Consider the following 14,299-nt stretch of genomic DNA (forward strand, 5'->3'; position numbering starts at 1 on the left):
GGCGGCCAATAAGGTGGGCTCATGTCCACCGAGCCGCGCGCGGGGCGCCCGAGGGCGTCGTCGCGCGAGACGATCGCCGAGGCCGCCTGCGAGCTCTTCCTCGAGCAGGGGTACGAGCAGACGTCGATCGTCGACATCGCCCGTCGTGCCGGAGTCAGCCGATCGAGCTTCTTCAACTATTTCTCGTCGAAATCCGATGTGCTCTGGGCGGGACTCGACGAGAGGCTCGCGGCCCTCGAGCACCGGCTCGAAGAAGCGGAGGGAAGGGATGCCGCCGCCGCCGTGCGCGCCGCGACGCTGGCGATCGCCGATTCCTTCGCCCCCGACAGCCTCGCGCTGGGCATCGTCAACGCGACCGCGATGGGTCTCGAGGCGGAGTACGAGCGCGATGCCGCGCTGCGGCGTGCGCGGGTGGCGCGCGCGGTCGCCGGCCGCCTCCTGGCCGCCGGCGCCGACCGTGTGCGTGCGGAGGTCGCGGGTGCGGCGTGGGGCGGCGCTGTCCTCGCCGCCATCGAGGCGTGGGCCCACGACGGGGCCGGGCGCACTTCGCTGGCGCGCTTCCTGTCGCTCGCCGCTGATGCGGCAGCGCCGGTGTCGTCCGCGCCCCCGATGGGAGAAGTCGCCCAGCTTCGGGTCGTGGTGCAGGCCGCCGCCTTCGAGCAGACCCTCGCGTTCTATCGCGACGTCGTCGGCATGCCTCAGGCGGAGGCGTACGAGGCGGATGGCGGTGCCCGCGTCGCGATCCTCGCAGCCGGTCGCGCGACCCTCGAGATCGCCAATCCCGCGCAGGTCGAGTTCATCGACCGCGTCGAGACCGACGGCGATTCCCCGAGCGACCGGATCCGCCTGGCGCTCGAGGTGGCCGATACGGCGAGTGCCTCAGCACGGCTGGCGGACGCGGGCGCCGAGGTCGAGGCATCCGCTCGCGAAACCCCCTGGCGTTCGATCAACGCGCGCCTCCGCGGTCCCGCCGGGCTGCAGCTGACGCTCTTCCAGGAGCTCGGCCCCGAGGACTGACCTCCGGCACGCTCGACGCAGCTCCGCCGGACGCCTCTGGCAGCCGCCTCCGAGACGGTGCACGATGGTGCCCAGCGCACATCGTCGTGGGAGGTCACCGTGGAATCGGCATCCGCACTCTCCTTGCACTGCTCCGTCGCCCTCATCGGGGCGACGGGATCGGGGAAGACGATGCTGGCGGAGGCGCTGCTCCACCGCGCGGGGGCCATCTCCCGGCGGGGGTCGATCGAGCAGGGGACGACCGTGTGCGATCACGAACCCGAGGAGATCGCGCGCCACACCACGCTCGGACTGTCGCCGGCGTGGCTGTCATGGCGCGCCGGCGACGCCGACTGCGGCATCACCCTCATGGACACACCGGGGCACCCGGATTTCGTGGGCGCCGTCGACGCGGCGCTCGCGGTGGCCGATGTGGCGGTGCTCGTGGTCAGCGCCATCGACGGCGTCACGGCGGGCGCCCGCGCCGCCTGGTCCGCGGCGGAAGCCGCCGGCGTCGCGCGCGTCGTCGTCGTGACACAGGAGGACCGGGCGCGTGCGTCGTTCCGCGCCGTGCTCGATCAGCTCCGCGAAGAGTTCGGCGACCGCATCTGGGCGCTCGAACTACCGGTGGGGGAGGCGCAGTCCTTCCACGGCGTCGCCGACGTGCTGAGCGAACAGGCCGTGCTCTACGACGCCGATGGCGGCCACCACGAAGAGCCCGTGCCGGCCGACCTCGCAGAGGAGGAGCACCGCCTGCACCAGGCGGTCACCGAGGAGATCGTGTCGCGCGACGACGAGCAGCTCGAGGCGTACCTCGAGGGGCGCGAACCGCCGCCGGCCGAACTCGGGCGCACCCTCGCGCGCACGGTGGCCGCAGGCGAGGGCGTGCCGGTCGTGGTGTGCTCCGCGACCACGGGCGCAGGCGTCGACCGCGTTCTGGATCTCGTGTGCGAGCTCGCACCGGCTGTGGCGGACCACGACAGTCGCATCGTGCTCGGCGTGGATGCCGACGGTGGGGGTGGCAGCGAGCACGACGTCGCTCCCGATCCCGCGGGCGACAAGCTGGTGCACGTGTTCCGCACCGTGGCCGACCCGTTCGTGGGCCAGATCGCGATGCTGAAGGTGCTGTCCGGGGTTCTGCGTCCAGGCGATCGCCTGCGCAACGCGACGACCGGCGTCGAGGAGCGGATGCCCGGGCTGTTCCGGCTGCGGGGCGCCGACCACCTGCCGGTCGACGCGCTGCGCGCCGGCGAGATCGGCGCCGTCGCCAAGCTCGCCGGCACGCCGTCGGGCTCGCTGCTGTGGAGTCGGACGCAGACGAACGCCCGTCCTGCGCGACTGCCTTCTCGGCCACCCGTCTTCGCGATGAGCCTGCAGCCGGTGTCGCAGTCGGACGACACCAAGCTCACGACGGCGCTCGGCCGCCTCGTCGCGGAGGACCCGACGCTCGTCGTGGATCGCGCGGGGCCCGACACGATCCTGCGCGGTCTCGGCGACACGCACGTGGCGGTCGCCGTCGAACGGCTCGCTCGCGTGCTCGGCGTGCATGTCACGACCGGCCCGGCGCCCGTCGCCTACCGCGAGACGATCGCCCACGGGGCGGCGGCCGAAGGGAAGCTCAAGAAGCAGTCGGGCGGACACGGGCAGTTCGCGGTGGTCATGCTGAGGGTCGCCCCGCTTCCTCCAGGTGGGGGCTTCGAGTTCGTCGACTCCGTCGTCGGCGGCGCCGTACCGCGCTCGTACATCCCGGCCGTCGAGAAGGGCGTGCGCGACGCCCTCGCTGCCGGAGGCACCCTCGGGCATCCTGTCGTCGACGTACGTGTGGAGCTCTTCGACGGCAAGTCGCACTCGGTCGACTCGTCGGAGATGGCCTTCCGCACGGCCGCGGCGATGGGGGTCAAGACCGCGCTCGCACAAGCCGGCGCGGTGCTGCTCGAACCGGTGTCCACCGTCGTCGTCACCGTGCCGGCCGCAGGTCAGGGGCAGGTGCTGACGGACCTGTCGGGACGGCGCGGCCGGGTGGTCGGGACGGAAACGGACGCGGATGGACGCACCCGCGTCATCGCCACCGTCCCTGATGCGGAGCTCGCGCGCTACGTACTCGACCTGCGCGCACTCACGGGCGGTCAGGCGGAGCTGACGCTCACGCCCTACGGCTACGAGCGCGCGCCGGAGGGTGCCCATGCGTGAAGTCGCGGCGAGAGCGCACGGCGAAGCACGCGGTGCGCTCCCGTAGAATCGGGGGATCATGGCGACTTTCGGCACCCTCTCCGACCGGCTCACCGAGACCTTCCGCAACCTCCGCACCAAAGGCAAGCTCACGCCCGCGGACGTCGACGGCACGGTCCGCGAGATCCGGCGAGCCCTGCTCGACGCCGACGTGGCGCTGCCCGTCGTCAAGGAGTTCACCGGCAAGGTGCGCGAGCGGGCCCTCGGCGACGAGGTCAACAAGGCGCTGAACCCGGCGCAGCAGGTGGTGCAGATCGTCAACGAGGAGCTCATCGCGATCCTCGGCGGCGAGCAGCGCCGGCTGCAGTTCGCGAAGAACCCGCCGACGGTGATCATGCTCGCCGGCCTTCAGGGATCCGGTAAGACGACGTTCGCCGGCAAGCTCGCCAAGATGCTCGAGAAGGACGGCCACACGCCGCTCCTCATCGCCGCCGACCTCCAGCGCCCCAACGCCGTCAACCAGCTTCAGGTCGTCGCCGAGCGGGCCGGCGCCGCGATCTACGCGCCCGAGCCGGGCAACGGCGTCGGCGACCCGGTCAAGGTCGCGAGGGACGGTGTCGAGGTCGCCCGCCGCCAGCAGCACGACATCGTCATCATCGACACCGCCGGCCGTCTCGGTGTCGACGCCGAGCTCATGAAGCAGGCTGCCGACATCCGCAGGGCGACCGATCCCGACGAGGTGCTGTTCGTCATCGACGCGATGATCGGACAGGATGCCGTCAACACGGCGAAGGCCTTCCAGGACGGCGTCGACTTCACCGGCGTCGTGCTCTCCAAGCTCGACGGCGACGCGCGCGGTGGTGCCGCACTGTCGGTCGCCTCGGTCACCGGGCGCCCGATCATCTTCGCGTCGACCGGTGAGGGGCTCGACGACCTCGAAGCCTTCCACCCCGACCGCATGGCCTCGCGCATCCTCGACTTGGGCGACATCCTCACGCTCATCGAGCAGGCGCAGCAGGCGTTCGACGAAGAAGAGGCGCTCAAGGTCGCCGAGAAGCTCGCGACCGAGACCTTCACGCTCGAGGACTTCCTCGCGCAGATGCAGCAGATGCGCAAGATGGGCTCGATGAAGAAGATGCTCGGGATGCTCCCGGGCATGGGGTCCATGAAGGATCAGCTCGAGAACTTCGACGAGCGCGAGATCGACCGCACCGAGGCGATCATCCGCTCGATGACCCCCGCCGAGCGCCGCAACACCAAGCTCCTCAACGGCTCCCGCCGCCTGCGCATCGCGCGCGGCTCGGGCATGACCGTGACCGACGTCAACCAGCTCGTGCAGCGGTTCGACCAGGCCGCGAAGATGATGAAGACCGTCGCCCGCGGCGGCGTGCCGAACATCCCCGGTATGGGTCCGGTCCCGGGTGCCGGGCGTCCGGGCTCGTCGTCCAAGCGCGGCAAGCAGCAGAAGGCCAAGGGCTCGCGCTCGGGAAACCCGGCCAAGCGCGCCGCTGAGAACGCCGGCATCGCAGCTCAGGCCGCGGAGGCGCCCACGGGTTCCGGCTTCGGCCTCGGCGGCGGCGCGAAGGGTGCGCCCACCGAGGCCGACCTGGCCGAGCTGCAGAAGATGCTCGGCCGCGGCTGACGTCGGTTGAATCGGATGCTGTGGGCCGCAGCATCCGTCGTCGTCGTCGGCGGCGCGCGGTCAGTGACCGAGTGCGGCGAGGTGCTCGCGGAGCGTCGGACCCGAGCGGAACTCGCCGACCAGGTGACGGACGACCTCACGGAGGTCGCCGTTGGATGCGTCGGCGATCGCGAGCTGCCGCGAGTAGCTCGCACCGTCGGTGAGGATCGTCTGGATCCCGGCGAGTTCCCGGGCGCAGTCGAGCTCCACGGCGATGTCGCCGACCTGTTCCAAGGTCTCGCGCAGGTGCTCGACGACGGGGCGCTGCGTGCCGAGATGGTCCACGATCACGCGCGCATCGAGGCCGTAACGGGCCGCGCGCCACTTGTTCTCACGCATGAACCAGGGCTGGATCGTCTCGAGGGGGAGCCCCTCGTCGAGGCGCCGTGAGAAGTGCTCAACGAGCACCTGGACCAGCGCGGCGATCGCGGCCAGTTCGGGCAGGGTCGACATGCCGTCGCACGCCCGCACCTCGATGGTGCCCCAGCGCGGTGCCGGGCGGATGTCCCACCGCACCTCGGTGGCGTCCTCCATCACCCCGGTCTTCACCATGTCGTGGAGGTACCCCTCGAACTCGGGCCAGTCGTGGAGCGGCCACGGAAGACCGGCGGTCGGCAGCTGCTGGAAGACGAGGGCACGGTTGGACGCGTACCCGGTGCGCTCGCCTGCCCAGAACGGGCTCGACGCCGACAGCGCCTGCAGGTGAGGCAGGTAGACCGCGAGGGCGTTGATGATGGGGAACACCTTGGCGACGTCCTCGACGCCCACGTGCACGTGGATGCCCCAGATCATCATGTTGCGCCCCCACCACTGCGTGCGCTGGATCAGCTTGTGGTAGCGGGTTTTGTCGGTGACGCTCTGGTCGTACCACTGGGCGAATGGGTGGCTGCCGGCGCACAGCAGGTCGATCCCGTGCGGATCGGTGTACGTGCGCACCTCGGCGATGGCGTCGGCGATGTCGTCGACGGCGGCAGCGACGGTGCCGCCGATGCCGCTGGTCACCTCGACCGTGTTCGTCAGCAGCTCGCCGGTGACGGTGTAGCGCTCGAGCGACGAGCGGTCCTCGAGCGCGGCGAGCAGCTCGGGACCGCGGGGGATGAGGTCCCCGGTGGCGGTGTCGGCGAGCATCAGCTCCCACTCGAGCCCGACCGAGGACCGGGCGGATGTCGCGAAGGGCACCGTCATGGGCACAGTCTGACACGGCGCCCCGCCCGGCCCCTCGGGTGACGGCATGCGAAGACATCTGGTGGGCGGGGTGTTCGCGGGAGCTCCTGCGTTCTGGTGGGCGGGGTGTTCGCGGGAGCTCCTGCGTTCTGGCAGAATAGAGGGCTGGATCACCCGCTCGACCCTCTATCCAGCGCGGAGATCCTCCTTCAGAGCTTCCGCCGGGTGTGCACCCCACGCTCCAGGCGACCGGTTCAATCACTTTCCACACATTCAGGAGAATCGTGGCTGTCAAGATTCGTCTCAAGCGCCTCGGCAAGATCCGTGCGCCCTACTACCGCATCGTCGTGGCCGACTCGCGCACCAAGCGCGACGGTCGTGTCATCGAGGAGATCGGCAAGTACCACCCGACCGAGGAGCCCTCGTTCATCGAGGTCGACTCCGACCGCGCCCAGTACTGGCTGTCGGTCGGCGCCCAGCCGACCGAGCAGGTGCTCGCCATCCTCAAGCTGACCGGCGACTGGGGTCAGTTCAAGGGTGACAAGAACGCGGTCTCGACCGTGAAGACCCGCGAGGACAAGGCCGCTTACGAGGCCGACACCTCCAAGAAGTCGGTCATCAAGCCGAAGGCGGAGAAGAAGGCTGAGGAGCCCGCCGAGGCTCCCGCCGACGAGGCGACCGACGCGGCCGACGCCGCCGAGTCCGCCGAGTAATCCGTTGCTCGCCGCCGCGCTCGAACACGTCGTCAAGGGGATCGTCGATCACCCGGACGATGTCCGCATCGACTCGTCCACGTCGCCGCGAGGCGACGTGCTCGAGGTGCACGTGAACCCCGAAGACCGGGGTCGCGTGATCGGGCGCGGCGGCCGCACGGCCAAAGCCCTGCGCACCCTCATCTCCGCCCTCGCCGACGGGCGCCGCGTGCGCGTCGACGTGGCGGACGACTGAGGTGTCAGGCGAAGAGACCACGGGGCCGGGCGCAGACGCCCGCAAGCCCGTGAACGCAGTTCCCCCGACGGGCAAGACGCAGCTCCGTGTCGGTCGCCTCGTGAAGGCGCACGGCCTGAAGGGCGCGATCAAACTCGAGCTGTACACCGACGACCCCGAGGGTCGCTTCGTCCCCGGCGCCACCTTCACCCTTCAGGTGCCCGAGTCGTCACCGTGGCACGGCAAGCCGCTCACGGTTCGCGAGTTCAGGTGGATGAACAGCCACCCGGTCGCGTTCTTCGAGGGCGTCGAGGACCGCGACGCGGCAGAGGAGCTCATCCGCGCGATCCTCTGGGTCGACGAGGACATGCAGGCCTCGCCCGCCGAGGAGGATGCCTGGTTCGACCACCAGCTCGTGGGTCTCGATGTCGTCCGCGACGGTGAGACCGTCGGCAAGGTCGCGCGCGTCGACCACCTTCCCGCGCAGGATCTGCTCATCGTGAAGGTCCGCGACGAAGAGGTGCTGGTGCCCTTCGTCAAGGCCATCGTGCCCGAGGTCGACATCGCGAGCGGTCGCGTGATCGTGACGCCGCCGGCAGGCCTCTTCGAAGAGATCCCCGACGAGGCCGACGAGACGCCGCCGGCGTTGCCGGACGCCTCGGAGGACCCCACCGCCTGACGCCTCTTCACGACCCCTCTCGGCGAACCGTGCGGCAGATGTGACCTGCGGGAAACACGGCGGGAAACGCCCCGGAATCTCCATCGGGGACCATCTAAGGCATGGGCGAAGTGCGCACCGTGTGCTCTTACTGCGGCGTCGGCTGCGGTATCTCGGTGACGACCTCGGGGGCCGGGGCGGGGCATCCGCTCACCATCGCCAAGGTGGCGGGGGACCGCGCGCACCCGACGAACGCCGGCCGGCTGTGCACCAAAGGAGCGACCCACGCCGAGCTCATGCAGGCTCCGGGCCGGATGACCTCCGCGCACCTCCGCCCGTCTCGCGGCGAGCCGGCGGCGCCGGTTCCGGTCGCTGATGCGGTGACGGATGCTGCGGCCCGCCTTCGCGCGATCCTCGACGAGCACGGACCCGATGCGATCGCCCTGTATGTGTCGGGACAGATGAGCATGGAGGCGCAGTACCTCTCGAACAAGCTCGTCAAGGGTTATCTGCGCGGGATCCACATCGAGTCGAACTCGCGGCTGTGCATGGCATCGGCCGGGACCGGCTACAAGCAGTCGCTCGGAGCCGACGGCCCCCCCGGATCTTACGAGGACTTCGACCGCGCCGATCTCTTCTTCGTGATCGGCTCCAACACAGCCGACTGCCACCCGATCCTGTTCCTGCGCATGGCGGACCGGCTGAAGCAGGGTGCGAAGCTCATCGTCGTCGACCCTCGTCGCACGACGACCGCGGATCGCGCCGACCTCTTCCTGCAGATCGCGCCGGGCACGGACCTCGCGCTGCTGAACGGCCTGCTGCATCTGCTGGTCGAGGCGGGGGACATCGACGAGGAGTTCATCGCCGCCCACACCGAGGGCTGGGAGCACATGGCGGAGCTCCTCGCCGAGTACCCGCCGGCGCGCGTCGCCGAGCTGACCGGACTGGCTGAGGACGACATCCGCACCGCCGCCCGCTGGATCGGCGAGGCCGGCGAGTGGATGACGCTGTGGACGATGGGGCTCAACCAGTCGACCCACGGCACCTGGTCCACGAACGCCATCTGCAACCTGCACCTCGCCACCGGCGCGATCTGCCGCCCCGGCAGCGGCCCGTTCTCCCTCACCGGTCAGCCGAACGCGATGGGCGGGCGGGAGATGGGCTACATGGGGCCCGGACTTCCTGGCCAGCGTGCGGTGTTCAGCGCACCCGACCGTGCGTTTGTCGAGGACGTCTGGGGACTCGAGCCGGGCACGATCCGAGCCGAGTCGGGCTCGGGCACCATCGACATGTTCCGGCGCGCGGCCGACGGCGAGATCAAGGCCGTCTGGATCATCTGCAGCAATCCGGTCGCCTCGGTCGCGAACCGCAAGACGGTCATCGAGGCGCTCGAGACCGCCGAGCTCGTCATCGCGCAGGACGTCTACACCGAGACCGCCACCACCGCCTACGCCGACATCCTGCTGCCGGCCACGCTGTGGGTGGAGGCTGACGGCGTCACGGTCAACAGCGACCGCACGCTCACGCTCGTCCGCGAGGTCGTCGCGGCTCCGGGCGAGGCGCAGCCGGACTGGCTCACGATCTGTCAGATCGCCCGGGCGATGGGGTTCGACGGATTCGACTTCGCCTCCAGCGCCGAGGTGTTCGACGAGATCCGCCGGTTCTGGAACCCGCAGACGGGGTGGGACCTGCGCGGCGTGACCTACGAGCGCCTGCGTGAGACGACGGTGCAGTGGCCGGCGCCCCCGGAGGACGCGGCGACGCGGCATCCGATCCGGTACCTCAATGACGGAGTGAGCCAGTCGCTGCACGTCGAGGACGACGGGACGGTGCCGCGCCTGGCGTTCGCGACGCCGTCGCGGCGCGCGCAGTTCCTCGCGCGACCCCACCTCGCGCCGGCTGAGCTGCCCGACGACGACTACCCGTGGGTTCTGAACACGGGGCGTCTCCCACACCACTGGCACACACTCACCAAGACGGGCCGTATCGCGAAGCTCACGAAGCTGCATCCCGGACCGTTCGTCGAGGTGCATCCGGTCGATGCGGAGCGGCTGGGGATCGCGGAGGGCGACCAGGTCGAGGTCGCGTCGCGCCGCGGGCGGTTCGTCGTGCCCGCGGTGCTCACCGACCGCGTGCAGCCGGGGGGACTGTTCGCACCATTCCACTGGAACGACGAGCACGGCGAGTACGTGACGGTCAACGCGGTGACCAGCGACGCCGTCGACCCGCTGTCGTCGCAGCCCGAGTTCAAGTTCGCGGCGGTCTCGCTGCGCCGCGTCGGCCCGGCAGTCGGCGGCGCCGGCTCGTCGACGACGTCCGCCGACGAGGCGCTCGCGAGCGCCGGGGTGGCCCTCGCACCGCCCCAGCTCAGCGATCTCGAGGGCGCGTACCTCGCCGGCTTCCTCTCGACGGTGAGATCGGTGGTCCTCGCACCCGGCGAGGTGCCGGTGCTGCCGGCCGAGGCCCCCCTCGGAGCAATCGCGCGGGCGTGGTTCGACGGTGTCCTCGCCGGCGCTTTCTCGCGGACGTCGATCGGGGTGACCGCGGCGGAGGCGCTCGACGAGGTCGTGGTGCTGTGGGGTTCGCAGACCGGCAACGCCGAGGAGTTCGCCACGGCGGCGACCGCGGCGCTGGGTGCGCGTGGCATCCCCGCGCGTGCCCGCAGCATGGCCGAACTGCGCGCGACGGACCTCACGGCGGTGAAGCGGCTGCTCGTGGTCACCTCCACGTTCGGCGACGGCGGCCCACCGGACAACGCGGCCGCCCTGTGGCACGAGCTCAACGCAGACGGCGCGCCCGGGTTGTCCGGCCTGCGCTATGCCGTGCTCGCGCTCGGCGACTCGAACTACGACGATTTCTGCGGCCACGGCCGCCGCCTCGACGCCCGCTTGGGCGAGCTCGGCGCGACGGCGCTCCTGGACCGGGTCGATCTCGAGCCGGATGCCGAGGAGCCGCGCGAGGTGTGGCTGGCCCAGATCCTCGACACGCTGGCCGCGGAGGGGACGACGGGTGCAGCATCCGTCTCCCTTCAGGCTCCGCCGGCCAAGCGGCTGTTCAGCCGGGCCAACCCGGTGCGGGCGGCGCTCGTGCGCAACGATCTGCTGAGCGGGCCGGGGTCGCAGAAGGAGGTGCGGCGCTTCGCCTTCGACCTCTCGGACTCGGGCGCGACGTACGAAGCCGGCGACTCGCTCGGCGTCGTGTGCGCCAACGCTCCGGCGGTCGTCGCGGAATGGCTCGACGCCACCGGCATCGCCCCGCTGGAGATCGTGGAGATCGACGGCGAGGAGCGCACCTTCGCCGACGCGCTGCGGACGCGGCTCGACATCACGAAGACGCCGGTCGACCTGGTGCGCTTCGTCGCGGAGCGCAGTGGTGACAGCATGCTCGCGGGGCTGCTGCGGCGTGAGAACAAAGGCCGCCTCGAGCAGTTCCTGTGGAGCCAGCAGGCCGTCGACCTCGTGCGCGACTTCCCGGTGCAGGCCACCGCCGCTGACTGGGCCGGCGTTCTCAAGCGGCTGCAGCCCCGCCAGTACTCGATCTCGTCGAGCCCCAAGACAGACCCCGACACCGTGGAGCTCACGGTGTCGGTGGTGCGCTTCGAGACCGACTCCGGACGCGCCCGCGGCGGCGTGTGCTCGACGTTCCTGGCGGACGGCGACGCGCTCGCGGCGCCGGTCTATCTGCAGCGATCGCCGGCGTTCCGGCCGCCGAAGACCGGCGACACTCCCATGATCATGATCGGGCCCGGCACGGGCATCGCGCCGTTCCGCGCGTTCCTGCACGACCGCCGCGCCGACGGCCACACCGGGCGCAACTGGCTGTTCTTCGGCGAGCAGCACGCCGCGAGCGACTTCTACTACCGCGACGAGCTCGACGAGATGCGCGAGGACGGGTTCCTCACGCGGCTCGACGTCGCGTTCTCGCGGGACCAGCGGCAGAAGATCTACGTGCAGGACCGCATGATCGAGCACGGCGCCCACCTGTGGCGCTGGCTCCAGGACGACGGCGCCCACGTCTACGTGTGCGGTGACGCCATGCGCATGGCCAAGGACGTCGACGCGACGCTCGTCGCGATCGCGCAGCAGCACGGCAAGCTCTCCGAGGAGGCCGCCGCCGAGTATGTGCGGGGCCTCGCCGCGGACGAGCGCTACGTCCGCGACGTCTACTGAGCTCCCCACCAAGCTCCGCTTCGGCCCCCTCTCGCCGGAGCGGTCGGCTCGCGCTCCGACTCGCCAAGACATGCCGCCCGGCCGCGCGCCCGTCGGCGTGTCCTGGCCACTCGAGACAGGCGTAGGGGGCGCGGGGTTGCGCGGGGACACACGAAAGAGCGGATGCCTCGAGGCGAGGCATCCGCTCTTCCGGTGAGGTGCGTGGGATCAGATGCGCTGCTTGGCCAGCGAGGTGCGCGGGATCACGTACACGAACACCGTGAGCAGCAGCAGCCCGACGTATGCGGCGACGAAGCCGTAGAACGCGGCCTGGTAGCCGCCCGTGGCGAGCTGCGAGGCGTTGAGCACCTGCGGCACGAGGAAGCCGCCGTACGCACCGATCGCCGAGATGAGTCCGAGGGCCGCCGCCGCCTTGCGGATCATCTTCGTCGCCTCCGGCGTGCCCGGCTCGTACCCGCGCGCCTGCGAGCGCGCGGCGAAGATGCTCGGAATCATGCGATAGGTAGACCCGTTGCCCATGCCGGTCGCCGCGAACAGCACGAGGAAGCACGCGAGGAAGACGACGAAGTTGTTCAGCGGCAGGGTCCAGACGACTGCCAGCGCGCCGAGCGCCATGACCGAGAAGGCTCCGACGGTCACGCGCGCGCCGCCGAAGCGGTCGGCGAGGCGGCCTCCGTAGGGGCGGGCGAGCGAGCCGACGAGCGCGCCGAGGAAGGCGAGACCCACCGCCGCTTGCCCGACCTGGATCGTCGAGAACTCGGGGAACTGGTCGGCGATCAGCTTCGGGAAGACACTCGCGAATCCGATGAACGAGCCGAAGGTGCCGATGTAGAGCACCGCCATGATCCACAGGTGCGGTTCGCGCAGGGCCGCCGCTGAGCCTGCGAAATCCGCCTTCGCGGACGACAGGTTGTCCATGTAGCGCCATGCGCCGAACATCGCGACGAGGATCAGCGGGATCCACATCCAGCCGGCGAGCGAGATGTTGAGCGTTGCGCCGGCACCGATCGTCACCGCGATCGGCACGGCGAACTGGGCCACAGACGTGCCGAGGTTGCCGCCGGCCGCGTTCAGGCCGAGGGCCCAGCCCTTCTCCTTCTGCGGGAAGAAGTAGGTGATGTTCGCCATCGAGCTCGCGAAGTTGCCGCCGCCGACGCCGCCGAGTGCCGCGACGAGCAGCAGCACGCCGAATGGGGTCTCGGGGTTCGCGACGACGATGCCGAGCAGCACCGCAGGGATGAGCAGCAGGCCCGCCGACACGATCGTCCAGTTGCGGCCGCCGAAGATCGCGACCATGAACGTGTAGGGGAAGCGGAGGGTCGCGCCGACGAGGCTCGGCAGCGAGATGAGCCAGAACGACTCCGAGCTGGTGAGCTGGAAGCCGGCCGCCGGCAGCATCACGACGACGATGCTCCACAGCTGCCAGATGATGAACCCGAGGAACTCGGCGAAGATCGACCAGCCGAGGTTTCGCCGCGCGATCGCTCGGCCCGAGGCCGCCCAGAACGTCGGGTTCTCGGCGTTCCAGCCGTCTACCCAGCGCCCGGGGCGGTGTGTGAGAGTGACCGGCGCGTCGGCCGGGGCGGTGGTGCGGGATGGAGCAGCGGTATCCGTCATCGACGGCGTATCGGTCGTGGTCATGGCGCCTCCCTGAGGTGAGCAGACACTTGGGGGTGAGTGTGTCTCCACGTTAGGGACGCGTTGTTTCGGCCCGTCTGCCCATGCGGTTACCTCTCCGTCACTTCTCGATCACGGATGCTGCGGCCCGAGGTGGACGCCCCGTCACACGTCGGAAACACGCGGGGCTCCTAGACTCGAAGGCATGCGCGTCGACATCGTCACGATCTTCCCGACGTTCTTCGACGTGCTCGGCGTCTCGCTGATCGGGAAGGCCCGGGATCGGGGCATCCTCGACATGCACGTCCACGACCTGCGCGACTGGACACACGATCGCCACCGTACTGTCGACGACACCCCCTACGGAGGCGGCGCCGGCATGGTGATGAAGCCCGAACCCTGGGGTGAGGCCCTCGACCAGGTGCTGAGCGACGACGCCGTGCTGCTGGTGCCGTCGCCCGCCGGCGAGCTGTTCTCCCAGCCGATGGCGCGCGAGCTCGCCGGTGAGCAGCACCTCGTGTTCGCCTGCGGACGCTACGAAGGGATCGACCAGCGCGTCGTCGACCACTACTCCGCGCGCGGGCGGGTACGGCTCGTGAGCCTCGGAGACTATGTGCTCAACGGCGGAGAGGTCGCCGCGATGGCGGTGATCGAGGCCGTCTCGCGCCTGATCCCCGGCGTCGTCGGCAACCCTGACAGCCTTGTCGAGGAGTCGCACGAGCTCGGCCTTCTCGAGTACCCGAGCTATACGAAGCCCGCCGAGTGGCGGGGCCTCGAGGTTCCGCCGGTGCTGCTCAGCGGAAACCACGGTGCGATCGCGACGTGGCGGCACCAGCAGAGCCTCGAGCGAACGCGGGCGCACCGGCCAGACCTGCTGCGGGATCGGGATCCCGCAGCCTGAGGGCGGACGGATGCCGC

Annotated in this window: 10 protein-coding genes; 8 read left to right on the forward strand and 2 right to left on the reverse strand. The window is 70.4% G+C overall.

All coding sequences use genetic code 11. From position 1 onward, the window contains the following. Positions 1–21 precede the first annotated feature (21 nt). From MRBLWH7_RS02935 to ffh, 3 genes are all read left to right on the forward strand, one after another. Positions 22–1,017: a TetR family transcriptional regulator gene (locus MRBLWH7_RS02935; RefSeq protein WP_341998991.1), complete on the forward strand. Its 996-nt coding sequence runs from the start codon at positions 22–24 to the stop codon at positions 1,015–1,017. A gap of 99 nt (positions 1,018–1,116) precedes the next feature. Continuing rightward, positions 1,117–3,186 (forward strand): elongation factor G, encoded by a 2,070-nt coding sequence (locus MRBLWH7_RS02940; RefSeq protein ID WP_341998993.1) that lies wholly within the window; start codon positions 1,117–1,119, stop codon positions 3,184–3,186. Positions 3,187–3,244: 58 nt separating this feature from the next. Continuing rightward, the gene (ffh, locus tag MRBLWH7_RS02945; protein WP_341998995.1) at positions 3,245–4,807 is read left to right on the forward strand and encodes a signal recognition particle protein; all 1,563 of its coding nucleotides are present in this window, start codon (positions 3,245–3,247) and stop codon (positions 4,805–4,807) included. 60 nt (positions 4,808–4,867) lie between these two features. Here ffh and MRBLWH7_RS02950 read toward each other — a convergent pair whose 3' ends face one another. Next, on the reverse strand, positions 4,868–6,031 hold the full coding sequence (locus MRBLWH7_RS02950; RefSeq protein WP_341998997.1) for a glutamate--cysteine ligase: 1,164 nt from the start codon (positions 6,029–6,031) through the stop codon (positions 4,868–4,870). Positions 6,032–6,294: 263 nt separating this feature from the next. Here MRBLWH7_RS02950 and rpsP point away from each other — a divergent pair, with 263 nt between their 5' ends. The 4 genes from rpsP to MRBLWH7_RS02970 all read left to right on the forward strand — a co-directional run bounded on the left by rpsP (position 6,295) and on the right by MRBLWH7_RS02970 (position 11,764). After that, positions 6,295–6,723, forward strand: coding sequence for a 30S ribosomal protein S16 (rpsP, locus tag MRBLWH7_RS02955; protein WP_341998999.1), 429 nt, complete (start codon positions 6,295–6,297; stop codon positions 6,721–6,723). 4 nt (positions 6,724–6,727) lie between these two features. After that, positions 6,728–6,958: an RNA-binding protein gene (locus MRBLWH7_RS02960; protein ID WP_341999001.1), complete on the forward strand. Its 231-nt coding sequence runs from the start codon at positions 6,728–6,730 to the stop codon at positions 6,956–6,958. Positions 6,959–7,007: 49 nt separating this feature from the next. Then, positions 7,008–7,616, forward strand: a complete 609-nt coding sequence (gene rimM / locus MRBLWH7_RS02965) for a ribosome maturation factor RimM (RefSeq protein WP_342001890.1) — start codon at positions 7,008–7,010, stop codon at positions 7,614–7,616. 101 nt (positions 7,617–7,717) lie between these two features. Further along, a complete protein-coding gene (locus MRBLWH7_RS02970) occupies positions 7,718–11,764 on the forward strand; it encodes a bifunctional nitrate reductase/sulfite reductase flavoprotein subunit alpha (RefSeq protein WP_341999003.1) in 4,047 nt (1,348 codons plus the stop codon). 207 nt (positions 11,765–11,971) lie between these two features. Here MRBLWH7_RS02970 and MRBLWH7_RS02975 read toward each other — a convergent pair whose 3' ends face one another. Then, a complete protein-coding gene (locus tag MRBLWH7_RS02975) occupies positions 11,972–13,405 on the reverse strand; it encodes an MFS transporter (RefSeq protein ID WP_341999005.1) in 1,434 nt (477 codons plus the stop codon). A 181-nt stretch (positions 13,406–13,586) separates the two neighbouring features. On the opposite strand from MRBLWH7_RS02975, the gene trmD reads away from it, so the two are divergent. Continuing rightward, complete coding sequence (gene trmD, locus MRBLWH7_RS02980; RefSeq protein ID WP_341999007.1) at positions 13,587–14,282, forward strand: tRNA (guanosine(37)-N1)-methyltransferase TrmD; 696 nt, start codon at positions 13,587–13,589, stop codon at positions 14,280–14,282. Positions 14,283–14,299: the final 17 nt, after the last annotated feature.

This window comes from Microbacterium sp. LWH7-1.2, from assembly GCF_038397755.1.
GTDB lineage: Bacteria > Actinomycetota > Actinomycetes > Actinomycetales > Microbacteriaceae > Microbacterium.

What these genes read in the sequence shown, in the direction of transcription:
- MRBLWH7_RS02950 (WP_341998997.1), bottom strand. Translation starts at nt 6,031, where the DNA reads ATGACGGTGCCCTTCGCGACATCCGCCCGGTCCTCGGTCGGGCTCGAG.
- MRBLWH7_RS02975 (WP_341999005.1), bottom strand. Translation starts at nt 13,405, where the DNA reads ATGACCACGACCGATACGCCGTCGATGACGGATACCGCTGCTCCATCC.
- MRBLWH7_RS02935 (WP_341998991.1), top strand. Translation starts at nt 22, where the DNA reads ATGTCCACCGAGCCGCGCGCGGGGCGCCCGAGGGCGTCGTCGCGCGAG.
- trmD (WP_341999007.1), top strand. Translation starts at nt 13,587, where the DNA reads ATGCGCGTCGACATCGTCACGATCTTCCCGACGTTCTTCGACGTGCTC.
- MRBLWH7_RS02970 (WP_341999003.1), top strand. Translation starts at nt 7,718, where the DNA reads ATGGGCGAAGTGCGCACCGTGTGCTCTTACTGCGGCGTCGGCTGCGGT.
- ffh (WP_341998995.1), top strand. Translation starts at nt 3,245, where the DNA reads ATGGCGACTTTCGGCACCCTCTCCGACCGGCTCACCGAGACCTTCCGC.